The sequence below is a fragment of the Salinivibrio sp. KP-1 genome, from assembly GCF_000968645.1.
In the GTDB taxonomy this organism is placed as follows: Bacteria; Pseudomonadota; Gammaproteobacteria; order Enterobacterales; family Vibrionaceae; genus Salinivibrio; species Salinivibrio siamensis.
Window position 1 is genome coordinate 505,722 of sequence record NZ_LAQR01000048.1, and the last position, 17,606, is coordinate 523,327.

General features: G+C 49.9%; 22 protein-coding genes. 7 read left to right on the plus strand and 15 right to left on the minus strand.

What is annotated here, in order from left to right; all coding sequences use genetic code 11:
• Position 1: 1 nt before the first annotated feature.
• Genes WN56_RS15620 through WN56_RS16920 form a run of 4 tightly spaced genes read right to left on the minus strand, consistent with a single transcriptional unit; the run spans position 2 to position 2,611 of the window.
• Positions 2-1,675, minus strand: a complete 1,674-nt coding sequence (locus tag WN56_RS15620; RefSeq protein ID WP_052708138.1) for a TMF family protein — start codon at positions 1,673-1,675, stop codon at positions 2-4.
• Positions 1,669-2,091 carry a hypothetical protein gene (locus WN56_RS15625; protein ID WP_046075855.1) on the minus strand — a complete coding sequence of 141 codons (423 nt, stop codon included), beginning with the start codon at positions 2,089-2,091 and terminating at the stop codon, positions 1,669-1,671. The genes WN56_RS15620 and WN56_RS15625 overlap by 7 nt, the downstream gene beginning before the upstream one ends.
• On the minus strand, positions 2,088-2,441 hold the full coding sequence (locus tag WN56_RS15630) for a hypothetical protein (RefSeq protein WP_046075856.1): 354 nt from the start codon (positions 2,439-2,441) through the stop codon (positions 2,088-2,090). The genes WN56_RS15625 and WN56_RS15630 overlap by 4 nt, the downstream gene beginning before the upstream one ends.
• Complete coding sequence (locus WN56_RS16920) at positions 2,438-2,611, minus strand: hypothetical protein (RefSeq protein ID WP_156146699.1); 174 nt, start codon at positions 2,609-2,611, stop codon at positions 2,438-2,440. Before WN56_RS16920 ends, WN56_RS15630 begins: the two co-directional genes overlap by 4 nt.
• Before the next feature lie 169 nt (positions 2,612-2,780).
• Between WN56_RS16920 and WN56_RS15635 the strand changes: the two genes are divergently transcribed.
• Positions 2,781-3,029 carry a transcriptional regulator gene (locus WN56_RS15635; protein WP_197075771.1) on the plus strand — a complete coding sequence of 83 codons (249 nt, stop codon included), beginning with the start codon at positions 2,781-2,783 and terminating at the stop codon, positions 3,027-3,029.
• A gap of 70 nt (positions 3,030-3,099) precedes the next feature.
• Here WN56_RS15635 and WN56_RS15640 read toward each other — a convergent pair whose 3' ends face one another.
• Positions 3,100-3,828, minus strand: a complete 729-nt coding sequence (locus WN56_RS15640) for an RES family NAD+ phosphorylase (protein WP_231637470.1) — start codon at positions 3,826-3,828, stop codon at positions 3,100-3,102.
• Positions 3,794-4,198, minus strand: a complete 405-nt coding sequence (locus WN56_RS15645; protein WP_046076072.1) for an antitoxin Xre-like helix-turn-helix domain-containing protein — start codon at positions 4,196-4,198, stop codon at positions 3,794-3,796. Before WN56_RS15645 ends, WN56_RS15640 begins: the two co-directional genes overlap by 35 nt.
• Positions 4,199-4,482: 284 nt before the next feature.
• Here WN56_RS15645 and WN56_RS15655 point away from each other — a divergent pair, with 284 nt between their 5' ends.
• The 3 genes from WN56_RS15655 (at position 4,483) to WN56_RS15665 (ending at position 6,131) form a co-directional block, all read left to right on the plus strand.
• The gene (locus tag WN56_RS15655; protein ID WP_046075860.1) at positions 4,483-5,517 is read left to right on the plus strand and encodes a Gfo/Idh/MocA family oxidoreductase; all 1,035 of its coding nucleotides are present in this window, start codon (positions 4,483-4,485) and stop codon (positions 5,515-5,517) included.
• Positions 5,518-5,611: 94 nt separating this feature from the next.
• Positions 5,612-5,824 (plus strand): hypothetical protein, encoded by a 213-nt coding sequence (locus WN56_RS15660; RefSeq protein WP_046075861.1) that lies wholly within the window; start codon positions 5,612-5,614, stop codon positions 5,822-5,824.
• Between the two features lie 94 nt (positions 5,825-5,918).
• The gene (locus tag WN56_RS15665; protein WP_046075861.1) at positions 5,919-6,131 is read left to right on the plus strand and encodes a hypothetical protein; all 213 of its coding nucleotides are present in this window, start codon (positions 5,919-5,921) and stop codon (positions 6,129-6,131) included.
• A gap of 139 nt (positions 6,132-6,270) precedes the next feature.
• On the opposite strand, the gene chrA is transcribed toward WN56_RS15665, so the two are convergent.
• A complete protein-coding gene (chrA, locus tag WN56_RS15670; RefSeq protein WP_046075862.1) occupies positions 6,271-7,416 on the minus strand; it encodes a chromate efflux transporter in 1,146 nt (381 codons plus the stop codon).
• A 461-nt stretch (positions 7,417-7,877) separates the two neighbouring features.
• Between chrA and WN56_RS15675 the strand changes: the two genes are divergently transcribed.
• A complete protein-coding gene (locus tag WN56_RS15675) occupies positions 7,878-8,792 on the plus strand; it encodes a LysR family transcriptional regulator (protein WP_046075863.1) in 915 nt (304 codons plus the stop codon).
• 15 nt (positions 8,793-8,807) lie between these two features.
• Here the strand turns inward: WN56_RS15675 and WN56_RS15680 are convergent, their stop codons facing one another.
• A complete protein-coding gene (locus WN56_RS15680) occupies positions 8,808-9,968 on the minus strand; it encodes a 1-acyl-sn-glycerol-3-phosphate acyltransferase (RefSeq protein ID WP_046075864.1) in 1,161 nt (386 codons plus the stop codon).
• Between the two features lie 194 nt (positions 9,969-10,162).
• On the opposite strand from WN56_RS15680, the gene WN56_RS16670 reads away from it, so the two are divergent.
• Entirely contained in the window at positions 10,163-10,834 is a 672-nt protein-coding gene (locus WN56_RS16670) for a hypothetical protein (protein WP_052708139.1), read from the plus strand.
• Between the two features lie 34 nt (positions 10,835-10,868).
• On the opposite strand, the gene WN56_RS15690 is transcribed toward WN56_RS16670, so the two are convergent.
• Positions 10,869-11,387, minus strand: coding sequence for a nicotinate-nicotinamide nucleotide adenylyltransferase (locus WN56_RS15690; RefSeq protein WP_046075865.1), 519 nt, complete (start codon positions 11,385-11,387; stop codon positions 10,869-10,871).
• Between the two features lie 198 nt (positions 11,388-11,585).
• Between WN56_RS15690 and nadE the strand changes: the two genes are divergently transcribed.
• Entirely contained in the window at positions 11,586-12,425 is an 840-nt protein-coding gene (gene nadE, locus WN56_RS15695; RefSeq protein WP_046075866.1) for an ammonia-dependent NAD(+) synthetase, read from the plus strand.
• A gap of 49 nt (positions 12,426-12,474) precedes the next feature.
• Here the strand turns inward: nadE and WN56_RS15700 are convergent, their stop codons facing one another.
• The 6 genes from WN56_RS15700 to WN56_RS15720 form a co-directional block, all read right to left on the minus strand.
• Positions 12,475-13,029, minus strand: a complete 555-nt coding sequence (locus tag WN56_RS15700) for an HD domain-containing protein (protein WP_046075867.1) — start codon at positions 13,027-13,029, stop codon at positions 12,475-12,477.
• An 85-nt stretch (positions 13,030-13,114) separates the two neighbouring features.
• Positions 13,115-13,273: a YoaH family protein gene (locus tag WN56_RS16810; RefSeq protein WP_077579155.1), complete on the minus strand. Its 159-nt coding sequence runs from the start codon at positions 13,271-13,273 to the stop codon at positions 13,115-13,117.
• 86 nt (positions 13,274-13,359) lie between these two features.
• Entirely contained in the window at positions 13,360-14,490 is a 1,131-nt protein-coding gene (gene traF, locus WN56_RS15705) for a conjugal transfer protein TraF (protein ID WP_046075868.1), read from the minus strand.
• A 123-nt stretch (positions 14,491-14,613) separates the two neighbouring features.
• A complete protein-coding gene (locus WN56_RS15710; protein WP_231637471.1) occupies positions 14,614-15,519 on the minus strand; it encodes a DUF2861 family protein in 906 nt (301 codons plus the stop codon).
• Positions 15,516-16,181: a response regulator transcription factor gene (locus WN56_RS15715; protein ID WP_046075870.1), complete on the minus strand. Its 666-nt coding sequence runs from the start codon at positions 16,179-16,181 to the stop codon at positions 15,516-15,518. Before WN56_RS15715 ends, WN56_RS15710 begins: the two co-directional genes overlap by 4 nt.
• The gene (locus WN56_RS15720) at positions 16,153-17,592 is read right to left on the minus strand and encodes a DUF3404 domain-containing protein (RefSeq protein ID WP_046076074.1); all 1,440 of its coding nucleotides are present in this window, start codon (positions 17,590-17,592) and stop codon (positions 16,153-16,155) included. Before WN56_RS15720 ends, WN56_RS15715 begins: the two co-directional genes overlap by 29 nt.
• Positions 17,593-17,606: the final 14 nt, after the last annotated feature.

The following is a 17,606-nucleotide window of genomic DNA, read 5'->3' on the forward strand; positions in this document are numbered from 1 at the left end:
ACTACTCTCTTTTGTCGTTTTTTAGTTTTTCGACACTCTCAGCAAAGCGCCGCGCGGCGTCTTTGCTGCCTAGCTCTTTGGCCGCTTTCTGGCGTATTGGCTGCCAGTCAAGCGCGCAATAGTGCGCGCCGCTGTCTGTGTCTAAGCGCGTTTCGGCCATGCTCCAGCCTTTGGCTCCGGCGGCATAAACCAGAAAGCTATTGAGATTAATCTCAGCGTCCGCGCCGTCAAAGTGGACAAGCGGATGATCACGCGACACCGTCACGCCGCGCGCTTTGATTTCGGCGTTGATGGCGTCAATTTGGCTATCTGCTTGTTTCAGCCGCGCTTTTAATTTTTCTAACCGTTTTTCGATTTGCGCTTGTGTGAGCTTTTTGGACTTTTTCACAATCGAATACGCGCGCGCACTGGCTGCCACCTGCTTTTTGAGCTTGGCGCGTGCTTTTAACCTGGGCGCTTTCCATGCCTCCAACTGCTCACGCAATCCGGCGATAATCGCGCCCATGCGCTCCGCTTCAAAGCTGGCGACCACTTCAAAGGCGGGGGCGCGACTGGCGCGCGCGATGTTATAGCGGTTTCCACGGATTAAGCCTTGCTCCGCGTTCTTTCCCTTGGCGGCATAGCCAACGGCCTTGATGATGTAGGTGCCTGCGGCCATTGGCCGCTGGATGTGCTCTAACTTGGCGAACCCATGCCCCCAAATGCCTTCTAACCGCTTCGCCCAGTTATCGAAAAAGGGCTTTTCGACGTTCCAACGCATCAACAAGTGCACGTGTGGATTGGGCTCGCCGTTCTCGTTGGCCGGACACTCCGCGACCCACATATAGTGAAAATCACTGTCACGGCCTGCGCCGTCGATTTTGGTAGGCTGGCTGTCAATCGGACAAAATAGGCGTTTGCTCTCTGAATCGCGCTCTGTCTGATAGGTTGACGTCCAGCCGCGCTGATACATTTTTTTGGCACCATCGAGAAAGCGCGACACTTCGCGGCCGATTGTGGTTTCTGGCTCTGCGTCATCGGCGCAAAAAAGCCGTTGGCGCGTTTGCTCGTCAAACGTGAGCGTCAGGAACGTGGTAAAGCCGCCGTGACACGTCGCCACATACGCCGCCGCCTCGAAAATTTTACGCACTGCGTTAGCGGTCAGGTTTTCAGTAAAGCGCGCGCCTGTTTGCGCGTCGGGCGCGTCCGTTGGCCGTGGCTGCACATGGATCCCCGCGCGCCATTTGCCCGACCATTCCTGATGTGACACCACAAAGCGGCGGTTTTTCTCCGGTGCGCTGGCGCTGCCGTCGCTCCACGCTTCCGCGTGAACGGTTTCAACAAGGTTTTTGCCGCTTTCGCGGTCAATCGATTTTTTGAGCACGCGCGATTTGTGCAAAATCGCTTTTTTCTTCTTGCTCTGTCCTGTCGGACTTTCGCACCCTTTGACTAGCCTAGCGTCTCCGGCACTTCGTGCCGCCGCTGCGCGGGCGGTTTCGCGCTCGTTGTCACTGAGTGCAAAATTTTGGCTGTGATAATACTGGTGACGCTGTAACTCATGGTTTTTGGATACAAAAAAAGCCGCTGGCGTTGCGCCCTCGGCTAACTGCGGGTTAATAATGTTATTCCGCATTTTGGCGGGGTCGCTTTTGACTACCCCCGCCGTGGCGAATAAGATGGCATTTTGGTCTAGCATGACTTTCTTGCCGCTGCTCTTTCAACCAGAGAAAAATCACCTTTCTCATCAAAAACTTTATTCATTAGATTGGCTTCGATGTGCTCTGCCTCTCTGTAAAGCTCCACCCCCACCCCTTGCGACGAGATTAAAATTTCCTCACTCAACAGCTTAAAGCCTGCCTCCATCATCTCCGCGATTAGATTTCGGCCATCATCTATCATTTGCTCGAGATTTCTATCTCTTCGCCGTTCCACCTCTATGTCTGTGCCTCGTCTTAATTCGCAATCCATAACCAGACCACAGCGCTCGGCCATTGCTTCTCTTGCTGCCCGTATCGCGTAATAGCAAGCAGCATCGCGGCTTAATTGACAATCCACGACACAGCACACAATTTCTTCTATTTCTTCTTTTGTCAGCTCAAAGCGCATGCTCATAACTCGCTATCCTCCACGACCAGAACGCCCACCGCGCGAAACGCTTGCAGCATTTCAAACATCAAGACGCTTTCCACCATCACGCCGATAGGCTCGATACTTTCCGGCGTGAAAACGGCCATCATTGCGGGTTCGCGGCCTTTATCGCAGTAAAACACCTGGTACGGCGCGATAAAAATTACGCCGCCGACAAACTCAGCGACAAAGCGCGCTTGGCCGCCTTGCTCATAGATTTGGTATTCGTTGCCGGACGCGGCGCACGTCCAAATAAAGTGGCTTTGCGGCTCACAAGGAGCCGCGCCGCCGGACGTTTCCGCGTGAGCGAAACTGTGTGATGTGGTTGCACTCATACGCCCCCCAATACCCGCGCACGGCGAGCCTGTGCGGCACGTTTGGCCGCGATTTGATAGGCGCGTGAGTAGCGGCGGTCTGGACAACCCCACTTGATATGCTTTGGTTTTGGTAAGTCGAGATCGCGACGGATTTTCTCAATCCATGCTTTGCCGTTGGCTGGTTCCATGTTGTTGATCCTCTTGCCCGAGTTCACGAAAACGTCATCAAGCATTTAACATCAACCAACAATCGCATATCAACTGGCAGTCGATTATGGATAAGATCATTTTGTACGCCTATGATTTAACAATCGAGGTGAGTTGGCGGCTGGAAAAATGAGCGTGATAATTGAACTAATGGATAAAGCAAAGTCTTGTCAGGGTCTGCCCTCTGACTATGCTTTAGCTAAGAAATTAAACTTAAAGCCTTCCACGGTTTCAAAGTGGCGTGTTAAGAAAAGCATTCCTGAGTGGTCTGCAGTCTTTGAATTGGTCGATTTGGCCGGTGATACCGATCAAAATGTAGTTTGGAGAGTGCTGCAGGAAAAAGAAGAAAATCCAAGACTAATCAACACCTTAAGAAAAGGCTTGTCCTGCCGGCCATGATTAAAAAAAGTTCACCGATTCATACATAATGCGCACTGAGGGTTTGTTTGTTAACATGCAATCGCGTCGATTACGCCATTGAGTAAATCTTCTCGACCTGACTGATTTCTTTTCCGTTCCAAATCATTTCTGCATGGAAGCATTGTATGACGTCGCTAACGACTTGTGGCGTAGACATCGCCCAACAGCTCCCTTTTTCATTTCGTACTGAGTTGTAGCGGATCCCTGTTAATGTATCATCTTGCCGAACCTGACGACCAAGCGTCTGTGCCGCGGAGTAATCAATAAGGTCGTAGATTGGATCGGTCATTGGCTTATCGCATACATCAATCACTTTATCGTCATCAAATGTGAAACGAAGCGCCCTAAACACCAAGCGATCATAATGAAGCCCATTAACATCAGTCCAATACTTGCGCTGGTGATACATGACTTCCTTTAAAGCGGTTTGTTCGGTGTCGCCGATATACAGCATTCCAAAGCTGCCATCAGCGAAACGTGAACCATCACGATTAATGTGAGTAAAGGCAGCGACAGCATAGCTACGCCCACGCTCACGCTCACAGTGGTACGGGATTTCTTCCGGCTTAATCAGGGATACATCGCCCACTTCATCGCGAATACGTGGATTCGTCAATGCTTGCAGTTGATACATCACCTCAAAGTCCTCAGGGTTGAGGACATCATCAAACAAGTCAATCGTCGGGTACTTAGACGGAATAAGCCTATATCCTACCGCTTGATTTTCTCGAGCATTCAGCATTTTATCCCCACTGACCTGAACGTAACGCGTCGACACGACAGAACACTTCGTAGAGGTCAGCAAACTTGCCGCTACTAATAATAGATAAAGGAGTCCGCCCTTCAAAGTAAGCGTTTTTGTTCTCCATAGACATGAACCCCTGAACGTTCTCTTGGTTATCGAAGATGATTCGAAGACTACCGTGGATGTTTGCGATGTAGCTTAAACGCTCAAGCTGATCATCATCCATAGAGATCGTGTCTGGGTTAGCCTTATACTTTTGGAACGTAGACCTTGGTATGCGAAGAATTCGTTGCATGTCTGCTCCGGTACATCCCCATCCTTCCATTATGTTTACAGCAGCCTTGAAGCCGACCTGAGCCATTCTCTTCTTGTCTGCCGCTTTTAGTGCTTGTGCTGCTGTCATATCATTCACCATTTCATGTTTGCACACTCTCATTGTGGACCTAATGTTTAATTTTGTCCACAATGAGACCGATAACCTTACACAGCTCGCGACATTCTTTCGTTTTGGATTGACCAAACCTCGCAACCGTATCAACGATCTAAAGCATTCTTATGATGTCGCCCTTTTGTATGCCTTAGCGCATTCAACAGCGACGCGTTATCACACCTCATCTCGCTTGGATTGATTGGCATGTCGATGTCCGATAAAGTGCTGATAATACGTCGTCAATGCGAGTGAGCTTTATGATAAAAACAGCTTTGGTGGGTTTTGGCTTTTCTGCCAATACATTTCATGTTCCTTTTCTGAGCGCAATCTCTGAGTTTGCTATCTCAGCTGTCGTGTCCAGTAAACCCGATCAGGTTGCACAACGGTTACCTAAAGCGGCCTGCTTTGATGATCTCAGCACCTTATTAGCACAACAAACCCCGGATTTGGTGGTGATCACCACGCCCAACCATCTCCACTACCAACATGTTAAACAAGCATTAGAAGCCGGTTGTCATGTCTTAGTGGAAAAGCCTTTTGTCACCAATAGTCGTGATGGCCTTGAGCTGGCCGCGCTGGCTAAACAGAAAGGCTTAGTATTGTGCCCCTATCATAACCGCCGCTGGGATGGTGATTTTCTCACTCTGAAAGGCTTACACCTCGCAGGCGAGCTCGGTGACATCAAAGTCATGCACTCTAGCTTTAATCGCTACCGCCCAGAGGTTCGTCAACGGTGGCGTGAGCAACCAGGTGAAGGCGCTGGTATCTTGTATGATTTGGGCTCACATTTAATTGACCAAGCACTGCACTTATTAGGGGATCCGAATGCGGTTTCGGCCAGTTGCCGCGCACTCCGGCCAGGCAGTGAGACGACAGACTACTTTCAAGTCACCCTGCATTACCCAGACAAAGAGGTGGTTCTCTCCTCAAGTCCCTATCGATCTGGGACCACAGAGCGTTTTGTTGTTCATGGTGAAAAAGCGACCTTTAGTACGTTTGGTTTAGATATCCAAGAGGATCAACTACGCGCCGGTTTAATGGTCACCGTCTCCGGCTTCGGAGAACAAGCGTATCAGGGAATGCTTGAGATTGGTGACAGCGTCACACCTGATCCCTTGACCTTAGAAGATGGCCAATACCATCGACTATTCGACGGGTTAGCTCAGGCAATTACAAATGACCAACCCTCGCCTGTTTGCCCTATCTCCGCCAGCAAAGTTATCTATGCCATTGAGCTGGCACAAACAGCCTCTGATACGGGCAGTCGCCAACCCTGGCAGTTCCAAGCCTGATCCTCACCAATTGATGAATAAAGCTTAGCTACATTGACAGATGTGACTGAGCTTTTTTCGAACAACCACTAAAGTAGAACAAGCGTATCAGGGAATGCTTGAGATTGGTGACAGCGTCACACCTGATCCCTTGACCTTAGAAGATGGCCAATACCATCGACTATTCGACGGGTTAGCTCAGGCAATTACAAATGACCAACCCTCGCCTGTTTGCCCTATCTCCGCCAGCAAAGTTATCTATGCCATTGAGCTGGCACAAACAGCCTCTGATACGGGCAGTCGCCAACCCTGGCAGTTCCAAGCCTGATCCTCACCAATTGATGAATAAAGCTTAGCTACATTGACAGATGTGACTGAGCTTTTTTCGAACAACCACTAAAGTAGAACAAGCGTATCAGGGAATGCTTGAGATTGGTGACAGCGTCACACCTGATCCCTTGACCTTAGAAGATGGCCAATACCATCGACTATTCGACGGGTTAGCTCAGGCAATTACAAATGACCAACCCTCGCCTGTTTGCCCTATCTCCGCCAGCAAAGTTATCTATGCCATTGAGCTGGCACAAACAGCCTCTGATACGGGCAGTCGCCAACCCTGGCAGTTCCAAGCCTGATCCTCACCAATTGATGAATAAAGCTTAGCTACATTGACAGATGTGACTGAGCTTTTTTCGAACAACCACTAAAGTTATAGTGCATTATAATGCCAAAATGTAGCCCAGAACATGGCAGGGCTACAAAATTCGGCGCGTATTACGCGAGAGTAAACTGATACACCATCATCAATAGGAGCAACCAAAACACTGAAACACGCCACTTGATAAGTGCCATTAAACCTAGCGCTATCGGCAATAAATCAAGGGGTTGCGTATAGGCAGACACCCATACAGGTTGGTAAAGCGCGGCAGCGAGTAACCCCACGACACTGGCATTAATGAGGCTGATCGCACCGGCTAAACGAGGCTGCGTTTTCACCGCCTCCCAGATAGGTAAAACACCAAACATCAGCAACGCGCCAGGCAAGAAAATCGCGATAGTGGCAATGATACTGCCCCAAAGCGGTGACAAGCCATCAATACTGGCACCAAGGTAGCTCGCCATCGTGAACATAGGGCCAGGCACAAGCTGTGCCGCCGCATACCCTTCAATCAACGCAGAATCTGTGACAACGTCACCAACTATGGGCTCAAGTAAAGGTAGCACGACATGGCCACCACCAAACACAAAGCTCCCTGCCTGATAGAAAAGATTAAACACTTGTACCCAAAGTGTCTGGTTAAACAACCAAGGCACCGTTAGCAATAATAAAAACAGGCCAATAATAATGGCACCACGACGCCACGCAATAGACACGGCAGTGTGGCTCTGCTGCGGTTTTGCAAACCCTATTGCGCCAACCATGCCGGCGACCAAAATGGGCAGAATTTGGTACAACACGCCTGAAGGCGTCAGTAACAACCACAATGCCGTTATAACTGCGACAGCGGCAGTCACCCACGAGCTGACAAACTTTTTACCCATCGACACCGTCGCATCAATGACGACCACCACCGCCAATAACTTCGCCGCACTGATGATCGTTGCCACCCAGTCTGCTGCCTGCGCGCCACTGTTTAATACCGCCACTGCTGTCAATAAGGCAAAGGAAGGTAAGGTAAACGCCACAAATGCGCCGAACGCCCCCAGGTACCCTGCACGCTGATAGCCAATATACATGCCTAACTGGCTACTTCCCGGACCGGGTAAAAACTGACTGATTGCCAGACCCGAAGCAAATGTTTCTTCGCTTAACCATCGCTTATTTTTGACAAAAACCCGCTCAAAATAACCCACATGGGCGGCGGGCCCACCAAAGGACATACAGCCCAACAAAAAAAACTGTTTGATCAACTCAATCATTGCTCACCTCCTGCTAAGAGTGTATGCGAATAGAACAATGAACAAAAACAAGACATTTTGATTTAATGAATCGATTAAATTAATAGATAAACAAGGCATAGCGCCGCATAATCGTGATGTGTAAGTTTACAACACAAACAAGAGTGAGTGCTTACAACTCTAAAAGTTAAGTGTCTACTCAGAGAAACAATCATTATTTTTGCATATAAAACAATATTTTGTATGTTGTGATGATTATCGTGATAATGAAGGTAAGGTGATCATCTGTCGCTTACAAAGGCAAAAAGTCGTGCTCTCATAGACGTGTCGATGTCACAACATATTCGCATTTAATAAAATAGATTCGAGGCAGCATAGATGACCACCCTAGACGAACATAATGCGTGACATTGTCACACACATTCCTGACAGCCGACGTTATGTGGTAGTCTCACCCTATTGATGAAATGGATGTGCGTAGAATGCTCGATTACCTTCAACAAATCGTTGTGCTAGCGGCTGTTGCGCAAGAGCAGCACTTTACTCGCGCAGCAGAAAAACTAGGAATTTCTAAGTCCCAGGTCAGTAAACAGGTTCGCTATTTAGAGGATCGGCTCGGTGTGCAGTTGGTGCAGCGCAACACGCGTTCCGTATCGCTTACCGAAGTAGGCAACAGATATGCAGAATACGGTAGCCAACTGATCGCCACGTTGGATGAAGCTGAGGCAATGGTGGCAGGCTATCGGAATGAAGTGACAGGAAAACTAAAAATTGGGGTCGCACAGTCGTTTGGCAATACATTAATGACGCGCCACTTCGCTAAATTCCGCCAAGCTTATCCCGCGCTTAATCTTAACATTAACCTTTTTGACCACCGCCCTAACCTCGTCGAGGAAGGCTATGATTGCTGGGTCGCGATCCATGAACATCCTCCTGAAGGCATGGTGGCGCGAAAGCTGGCTGATTGCCAATTTAAACTGGTCGCGGCACCCAGCTACCTAGAAGCGAGAGGCACACCACAACAACTGGGTGATTTGCGTCAGCACGATTGCATTACCTATCAAAGCCGTGAACGCCGCTATGATAAATGGCCGTTTGTAAAAGCGGGCATAGAGCAAGTGGTGCATGTTAGCGGACAGTACACAATAAATAACGCGCCCGCTGTGCTAGAGGCGGTAAAGGCGGGACTTGGCATTGCCTATTTAGCTACTTACCTTATCAACGAGGAAATAGAAAAAGGCGAGCTTATTGAGCTCATTCCTGAATGGAAGCCTTGTCTTGAGTTACCCATTTACATTGTTTACCCAAGACGCAAGCATCTCGCGCCCAAAGTGAGAGAGTTTGTCGACTTTATGCTGCAAGAAATTGGCGATCCCCCGACTTGGGATCGCCCTTAATTGTGACGCCGTCACTTATCGCTGCTCAGCAGTGAGACCGCTGGTCGGCGTATTGGAGGTTGGCACCGTCTTTGATTGGTTGAGTACCGGGTTTGCGTACATTTGGCGCAAGTAATCACGTGCCGCGTCGGGAGCCTGAGCAAGCTTTTGCTCATATAAGCGCTGCTCTGCTGGCGTGACACTGTCATGTTCTACCCCAGCGGCAATATAATTTGCGGGGTATAAACGGTATAACTGGTGGATTTGCGCATCAATTTTCGCAGCCATTGACTCGGGCGTGTCTTGTGACAACGTCACAGGTTCACCAAACGCCACGTGCACATGCCGTTTATCTCCGACAATCCCTTTCACAATGGTTTGAATGTCTTCAAACTCGCTTTTTTCGTAGGCGCCAAGGCGATTGACCGCATCTAATTCAGTCGCTTTGTCCACATCACACGGGTCATTTTGATAAGAGATAGCCACAGGCACCACATTCAGTGCCTCCATGTAGGCATCAAACGCTTGCTTACGTTTTCGCCCTTCCATGAAGAACATTTTTAAGATCGCCGGATCCGTGACATCTTGACCGGTCTTTGCCCGCCCCTCACGCTGAGCAATCCAGATAGATTGCCCCTCATCCAGCGATAAGCGTAAATAGGCAGAAAGCTGTGATAGCGACTTCATCATTTCACGTGGTGCTTTGGCAGAGCGTTTGACGATAAAACTTTTATTGAGCTTCATCAGCTCGGTCGCACACGGCTTACGCAATAAGTTATCACCAATGGCAATCCTCACGGTATCAAGCCCTTGCTGATGCAAGCACCAGTTTACTAACGCGGGATCCATGGCAATATCTCGGTGATTCGAGACAAAGAGGTACGCTTTATTCGGATCCAACTTTTCTATGCCTGAAACCGTGACTTTGTCGCACGTTGTTTTAATCATCTTGCGCATGTAACTGGCAACATGCAGTTGAACATCCTGCACTGTTTTGATGTTGTTCCACTTTTTGGTTAGATACAATTTAAGCGCTGGCTTTAAAAGCCAACCAAGTGGGCCAGACGCATGTGGATAGCGATAAGACAAGATCGCATTAATGAACTCATCATCTTGGATGAGGCGCTGAATCGCACTGGGAACTTCGTCGTCGTGATAAGGACGAATCTCTTGATAGGGATCGTTAACTGTCTGCACTTTCTTCCATTATATCGAGTAAAAACCGCGCCATTCTACGCAGTCAACAAAGGATTCAAAGTGAACCCACCGAAATTTTACACAGGTTGGAGGTCAGACCTTCAAGCGGGTTAAGAGTTCCACTTGCCGTCCTTGACTTGACCTCGACAACAAAAGTGATCACCATTGCCGCCTTATTACATCGAGACACGGTTATGAAGAACACGAGCGAATACACTCTTTATCACACACCCTCATTGATATTCACCCCTCGAAAGCGCCGCTACACAGCGAACCTGCTTTATGTTGAGGACGGTTTGGTGCTTGTTCGCTTAGGAAAAACAGATATCCCTGTCTATACCGGTCAGGGGTTCTGGCTACCTTTTGAGTGCCTTCACGCACTGACCATCACGCCCGATACCCGTTTACACCAATTGGCCGTATCACCACGCACACAACAACCTCTCCCTGAGCGCGTGGGGCATGTTGTTTTGCCTCCATTACTGACCGCTGGCTTGATGGAACTTGGCACGCCGACAGCATCTGTATTAACGGCACAGCAATCGCATCACATTCAAGCCGTGCTGCTTGACCAAATCATGCATCTGGCTCCGACGCAACAACTCGATGCGCCCACGCAAGCGCTGGCAGATTGTGTGGCGTGCGCCCAAACAGGTCAGCCACCGGTGAGCGCAGCGCAACACTACCAATTACAAGCACTCACCCAGCTAACCATTGCACAACTGCAAGAGTATTTTACCGTTCGACAACTCAGAGCGGCGATAAAGTCTGGTAAAACACCGCAGCGCGCGGCTGAGTCGGCCGGACTCTCCACAGCCGACGCTGACACCCTGTATACCCGCTATGCCTGTGTGTTTGAACGCTAAACGCGCGTGTTCTTGAAAACGCACCGATAGGCCGTTAGCGACAAAAGACCGTCTCGCTCAGCTGTGCTGCGATACTGGGTGTGGTGAGATCATCAATCGGTAAGCCTTGCGCCAGTCGTTCACGAATATGTGTACTACGCACCACCACCGTCTCAGGCATCCCTAAGACTGACCAGCGAGAGAGTATTTGCGCACTATGCGCAAATTGGCCAAATTTGAGCAAATTATCAGGGCCAACGACGAACGTGAGTGCTGCATCAGGGTAATCGCGCTGTAACGCGGAAAGCAGCATGTATGTCGTGACAGCGTCACCTTTTTGCCCTAACGACGCCTCTCGCTGACACACGTGTAGATTCGGTAAGCGCAAATCATTAATCAATGCCTGTACCCACCCGCATCGTGTCTCGTAAGGTGCCATCATTTTGCCCCATGCGTGTTTATAACTTGGCACTAGCAGCACCTTGTCAAAATGACACAATTGCGCCAAAACAGACGCGTGACCTTGAGTGGGTGGATTAAATGCACTACCAAATACGGCTATTTGCTCTGTCATTATACGCTCTTCGCCAAGTCATTCTCGCGTTTAGGGATTACGGGAGATGATGCCATGAATCTAACCAAAAGCCTAACCTGTCGCCATCAACGTGAGGAGATTCACTCGCGCTATACCCAAGCCAACAGAGATCATGCACAATAACCCCATAGCGTCTTCATTTACATCGTATGCCAGAGTGATTGAGAGGAACATAAGATGGAACACCAGATCCGCGAAGCCATGTGCGTTCAACCGAATATCGAGCCTGAAACAGAGATCCGTCGTCGCATCGCCTTTATCAAAACCATGTTGCAACGTTCAGGGACACGTAGCCTCGTGTTAGGTATCAGTGGTGGTGTCGATTCGTCGACATGTGGACGACTGGCACAGTTAGCCGTTGAAGAGCTTAACCAAGAAGCAAGCAACGACCACTATCAATTCATTGCGGTTAGGTTGCCCTATGGCGAACAAAAAGACGAAGACGAAGCGCAACTCGCACTGTCTTTTATTAAGCCGAGTAAAACCGTCACAGTAAACGTTAAGCCGGGTGTCGATGGTAACCACCAATCGGTTTTAGACGCGGTATCTGCCGTTGGCCTACTGCCCGATAGTGATAGCCGTATTGATTTTGCTAAAGGCAATGTCAAAGCACGCGCAAGAATGGTGGCACAGTATGAAATAGCAGGATTAACCCAAGGGCTGGTCATTGGTACCGATCATTCAGCTGAGAACATCACGGGTTTTTATACCAAGTTCGGCGATGGTGCGTGTGATCTTGCGCCGCTCTTTGGTTTAAGCAAGCGCCAGGTTCGTCAACTCGCGGCCACATTGGGGGCGCCAGACATCTTGGTGCATAAAACGCCCACCGCTGATTTAGAGGACTTATCACCGCAAAAAGCGGATGAAGATGCGCTACAGCTGACCTATGAGCAAATAGATGATTTTCTTGAGGGCAAGCCTGTCGATAACGCGGTTAAGGAGAAAATCATACAGGTTTACCAAGCCACACAGCACAAACGTCAACCGATTCCGACAATTTATGATCTCGATAACTGATTGATGAACTAAAGCATTAAGGAGAAAAGCGTGTCTGGCTTAGTCTGAGTCAAGAGATGGATGCGTGCAGTTGATGATCTGGGTGCCGGTCTGCTTGTTGGCCGGCATCAATCAAGCCATCAAGCTCACGCCAGAGGTGATCACATAACCCTGGCCGATACACCGCGACCCGGAAGCCTCCATGCTCGCGTTGATATTGTAAAAAACGCGGCGGACTGTGCTCACTACTGGCAATCACATTGGCTAAACGGTCACAGGTTTTTACCACTAATGCTAGCCACGCAGCTTCATCGCTCGGATCGAGCGCGATCAAACGCTGGTTCAATGCGCGCTTTCTCTCTTCCCGGCTTGGCCGTCGGGGATCCGTCACGAGCATGACAGCTCTGGCAACCGTTGGGCCGAAAAGTGCTGAGATCTCGTCAACACGTGTGGCGGTATCTTCCAAAATGTCATGCAATTGCGCCACAATGCGTGCTTGCTCACCAAAGGGCGCGGCAATGCGCTCAACATGATCAAGGTGACAACGATAAGGCTGGGCACCATAACGTTGCAGTGCGTGCCGCACCCTCGCCCACTCGCGCGCCTTTTCAAGCCGATTGCTCATCCGACACTCCTTTTACTGATCTCCTTTAAATAAATCAGGGATTGGCGGAATTGTAAATAAAAAGGCGATTTGTTTGCAGCTTGTCTCACTCTTCAGACGAAGATGCCTGCGCCGCTTGCGCTCTGATTTCATTAGCAACGTGCATAATGGCCTCGCCACTGCTCATCCCTTCTGCCATCAGTGCATGAATGCGTTCTGCCGCTTCTTGCTGTTGTTCATGGTTTAACGTGACGCCATCAAACATAGGGAGCTCTCTTGGTGGTAAATCGTGATCAAAAAAGGCAGGCCATTTTAGGGCCTGCCTCATCATTTGTCATCATCAATAAAGGGCTAGAATGTGAATGCCAGCTGAGCCGATCCGCCATAACTGTCGCTATCAATAATACTGGCAGCAATATCGAAGTTGGCCACACCAAAGGGAGACAACCCTAAACCGAGCGTAAACGCATTGTCGACGTTATCTTCAAGATCCGCGCGATAACCGGTACGTAACTGCGCATGACCAAAGGCATCAAACTCTGCCCCAACCCGGAAAAACTGGGTGTCATCGTCCACATCCAGGGTACCTTTAAAGCCCTTTTTCTTGTTCAAATCCAAATCCGCCGCGAGGGTGACAAAGTCAGATACAAAGGCTGAACCCAGCGTGACTTGCGGCTCAAGTTCATAGGTGAAACTGTGACCGGTTCTCGCGCTAGTCACAGTATCGACATCTTGGCTAACAAGGTTTTTACCTGCAAGCCCCACCCGGTAAGGGCCGGACTGCCAGACGGCGCCAAGGTCAAGGTTAAACGTGTTTTCTTCTTCTCGGTAGCGACTATCATCCCAATCATCCGTATCGTAATCGTCGACCGCGACACCGTAATTATAGGTGGTAATTCTCTGTAGTTTCGGCGTCACGCCCACCGCCACTCGCTGACCCGCGAGCTCGAGGTTAGTGGCCAACGCGACCCCTAACTCACCAATACCCGCGGCAATAATGGTCGCAGTTGAATTGGGGTTGGAAGTGACACCAAAATCACTGGTGTCGATATCAGGTAACACCGCGCCTTCAATCAACCCTGAGGTATAAAGGGTGGCCGAGACAGAGCCAGTAGGAATGCCGACTGCGGCACCGACGCCTGCATTGAGATACGCTTTATCGCCTTGCACCGCTCTCAATGATTGTTCAATTTGATTGGCATCATTGGTATCAAACGCATCCGCTACATCATCAAGCCCATCAACCAGCTCATCAGGGTCACGCACCTCAGCGCCAAGATAAGGCACGAGAACACCAAACGCGCTGTCAGGGTCAAGCGCCGCCAAAGCAGGATTATGAAAGCCAGCAGAGAGGTAGTCGCCCGATGCGACACCCACCCCGCCCATCGCATTGCCGCGCGCATCGGTGGGATTGGTTGCAGCCATCGCACTGGCAGAGCACGTGGCTAACGCTAGAACAAGTGCTTTCGTTTTAAAAGTCATTGAGCGGCCTCTATATTGTTTGTCTCGCTACTAAAAGCAAGAATAGAGGCAAAACCCAATGGGTGGAGAGCGTTCACTAAAACCTGTGAGCTTTATCAAACTACGACACATCTAAACGTCGCTTTACTGATTATCAGCCTCAGGCGCAATCGCCTCAAGTGAGCCAGGGTCCAAGTCCGGCAGATCAATCGCACGCCCGATGCGCTGTACTTCTTCTATCGATAACGCGCCTTGCCAGCGACGCTCAATCAAGGCAACACTGAACCAATACTGTCCATTAGGTACATCCAGCATGGGTAACTGAGTCGGGAGTCGTTTGTGCTTCTCTGCCGACCAAATCGGTGCGCCATCAGTTTGGTTTTGCGGATAAAGATTAAGCGTCAAAAAAGGACGCTGGCAGGTTGAGTTAAAATCATCAAAAGGCGCAATGTGCCAACTGCGGGTGTCTTTCCAGCTCAGCGTTTGACGCGGCTGAGGTTGTGTCAGCAATAACCAACTAGACCATGTCTCTCCCGCCACTGACTCAGCGGTTAACTGGTAAAGCCCTTCAGAAACCGGCTCTGATAGCCCATCTTTCACAAGGCGCCAGCGATGTTGTTGCTCTGTCGATAAATCGTCACTGATGACGGTTTCGTCCGGCCATTTTTTCAGTGTAAACGCCTCAACGCCAGGCTGCGACTCTCCCGCCACTTGGACGCGGTAGTAAACGCGACTGGTAGTCTGCACCGTTTCTCGACGAATGGAGACATTATTCAGCCAATCCGGCAACGTCTGACGACTCAAACTACGGCCACAATCTTCAGTAATGGCCAGTGCCAATAACTGAGCCAGATGATCCTGACGCGACGCTGAAAGACTGGGCTGTTGCCACGCCTCAATCATCGATTCGACACTGGCCGCGGTTTTCCCCTCTAACAGGCGCTGATGGGCACTGGTTAATGCATCATTGCCATCAAACCATGCTGCATGCACACCACTTGCAGTCAAAATCGTCAGTAATGTTCCAGAAACAACCCACTTTTTCATCATGCTTTCATACGGTAGCCAACGCCACGCAAGGTTTCGATATTGACCGAAGGTAGCTTTTGCCGCAGCTGTAATATGTGCGTATCGACGGTGCGAGTTGTAGGGTAATGGTTGTAGCCCCACACTTGATCCAATAGTTCATCACGCGTAAATACCCGTCCCGCATTCTTGGCCAAAAAGTGTAAAAGGTCGAACTCAGTTCGTGTCAAAGTCATCTCTTCTTCGCCACAAAATACCGCTCGGCTCGCGGTATCAATACGCACATCATTGATAATGAGGTCATCGCTCGAGACTTCCACCTCACCCACGGGATGGCGAAGGTGCACACGCACGCGCGCAAGCAACTCGGCCTCCGCAAAGGGTTTGGTGATATAGTCTGTGGCGCCGGAGTCCAGGCCGCCTACACGATCGCGCACCGAGACCATGGCCGTCAGTAAAATCACAGGAATGGTTTTAAGCTTATTCCAATCCGCTAGCCACTCAATGGAGTCGCCTTCTGGCAATTGGCGATCGAGGATCACGAGATCGGCATCTCTCCATAATTCGGCCACTTTTGTCGCATTTTCTGCATATAAGCAGCGGTAGCCTGCTTGTTCCAAGCTTGCCAGTAAACCATCAGCCAGGTTGGCATCATCTTCAACCAGAAGTAACGTCGCTTGCGTCACAATGAATCTCCAAAGTAAATGTGGTGGGTGGGCCAGATAAAATTAACTTCCCTCCCATTCGCTCAATCATGGATTCTACAATCGTCAGCCCCAGTCCAAGTCCACTTTGGCTGACAAAAGGTTTACGTATGTGTTTCCAGTCCTTGGCCGTGAGTTCCCCTTGATCGCGTATCGCGATCGTAAAACGATCCTCAGACACGTGAGCATGAACATCGACGGGTGCAACGCCATATTTGACCGCATTAGCAATCAAATTGTTCAACGATGTTGCTAACCAATAAACATTCGCTCGCACGGCACCATCTTGGCTTACGTGTAACGTAACTTGGTGCTCGTCGCAAATATAACCCAACCACTCTTCAACAGAAGGGATCGTCTCTTTACTGAGAGGTTTCTGGTTGGATTGTAAATAATCTTTACTTGCCTCTGCCAATTGTTTTAGGCGTCGCGAATCCTCGCAAAGCCGGCGGAACTCCTCATAAAAATCATCGGGTAAACTATCAAATTTGCGCCGAAAGCCCTCCACTGTCATGGAGAGGCTCGCAATCGGCGTGCGCAGTTCATGGGTGAGAATTTGCAACACCAGCATACGCTCTTGCATCAACCGGCGCTGCACCGTCCAACGGTTAAACGCCCAACCACCCAGTGCCACAAGGTTGATAACGATTAATGCTCCGACCAAGTAGGGCCAATAACTGGGCGCTTTTTCCTCATTCCAACAAATGTTGCCCACTCGCGCCAAACAGAAATCTTGCTCCCCACGAGGGGTGATCCTTAAATCAAACTCGGCCAGTAATGGCTGCCATTGCGAGGCTTGGTATAAATGGTAATAACTGCCAACGCGCACCCACATCTCATTCTGACTGATTAACGATTTAGCGCCGCTGTTTAAGGCATCAACGGCATTAGACTCCATCCGCTGCAATCGTCCCAACAAGCTGTCTGGTTCTGCTTGAGGCCGCTCTTGAATATGAAAAAAACGCATTAGTTCGCTGCGCCGCTCAGGAAATTGCTCTGCATATTTTGCCGCGTAACTTCCCCCACCGGGATGAATAAAGCCAGACCGAGAGAACCATGCCACCGGAAGCTGGGTGTTATTACACATCGCTCGCGTGAACACCAACGGCTCTGTCACCTTCGGATTGACGGGCCACGGGCCTTGGCATTTTTGTGCAGCTTGATAAAGGCGGCGAATATCTTTTAAAGGATAATTAGCGCTCTGCGGCAACAAGCTATCGGGGCTAAGCAGCACACGAGGGAACGCACGGTTAATACCAATCAGGTTATAGCGTGCAACGGGATCGGCAAGCAATAACTGCGCACGAAAGGCAGTCATCTGTTCCGAGAACGTGCTCGCGGCCAAGGTTGGCCAGCCAGTCAATGTGAGAATGAGTAGCAGCAGAATTCGCATGATCGCAAGCTTAC

Coding starts and splice junctions, on each gene's coding strand:
- WN56_RS15620 (WP_052708138.1), bottom strand. CDS start 1,675: ATGCTAGACCAAAATGCCATCTTATTCGCCACGGCGGGGGTAGTCAAA.
- WN56_RS15625 (WP_046075855.1), bottom strand. CDS start 2,091: ATGAGCATGCGCTTTGAGCTGACAAAAGAAGAAATAGAAGAAATTGTG.
- WN56_RS15630 (WP_046075856.1), bottom strand. CDS start 2,441: ATGAGTGCAACCACATCACACAGTTTCGCTCACGCGGAAACGTCCGGC.
- WN56_RS16920 (WP_156146699.1), bottom strand. CDS start 2,611: ATGGAACCAGCCAACGGCAAAGCATGGATTGAGAAAATCCGTCGCGAT.
- WN56_RS15635 (WP_197075771.1), top strand. CDS start 2,781: ATGGATAAAGCAAAGTCTTGTCAGGGTCTGCCCTCTGACTATGCTTTA.
- WN56_RS15645 (WP_046076072.1), bottom strand. CDS start 4,198: ATGACAGCAGCACAAGCACTAAAAGCGGCAGACAAGAAGAGAATGGCT.
- WN56_RS15655 (WP_046075860.1), top strand. CDS start 4,483: ATGATAAAAACAGCTTTGGTGGGTTTTGGCTTTTCTGCCAATACATTT.
- WN56_RS15660 (WP_046075861.1), top strand. CDS start 5,612: ATGCTTGAGATTGGTGACAGCGTCACACCTGATCCCTTGACCTTAGAA.
- WN56_RS15665 (WP_046075861.1), top strand. CDS start 5,919: ATGCTTGAGATTGGTGACAGCGTCACACCTGATCCCTTGACCTTAGAA.
- chrA (WP_046075862.1), bottom strand. CDS start 7,416: ATGATTGAGTTGATCAAACAGTTTTTTTTGTTGGGCTGTATGTCCTTT.
- WN56_RS15675 (WP_046075863.1), top strand. CDS start 7,878: ATGCTCGATTACCTTCAACAAATCGTTGTGCTAGCGGCTGTTGCGCAA.
- WN56_RS16670 (WP_052708139.1), top strand. CDS start 10,163: ATGAAGAACACGAGCGAATACACTCTTTATCACACACCCTCATTGATA.
- WN56_RS15690 (WP_046075865.1), bottom strand. CDS start 11,387: ATGACAGAGCAAATAGCCGTATTTGGTAGTGCATTTAATCCACCCACT.
- nadE (WP_046075866.1), top strand. CDS start 11,586: ATGGAACACCAGATCCGCGAAGCCATGTGCGTTCAACCGAATATCGAG.
- WN56_RS15700 (WP_046075867.1), bottom strand. CDS start 13,029: ATGAGCAATCGGCTTGAAAAGGCGCGCGAGTGGGCGAGGGTGCGGCAC.
- WN56_RS16810 (WP_077579155.1), bottom strand. CDS start 13,273: ATGTTTGATGGCGTCACGTTAAACCATGAACAACAGCAAGAAGCGGCA.
- traF (WP_046075868.1), bottom strand. CDS start 14,490: ATGACTTTTAAAACGAAAGCACTTGTTCTAGCGTTAGCCACGTGCTCT.
- WN56_RS15710 (WP_231637471.1), bottom strand. CDS start 15,519: ATGATGAAAAAGTGGGTTGTTTCTGGAACATTACTGACGATTTTGACT.
- WN56_RS15720 (WP_046076074.1), bottom strand. CDS start 17,592: ATGCGAATTCTGCTGCTACTCATTCTCACATTGACTGGCTGGCCAACC.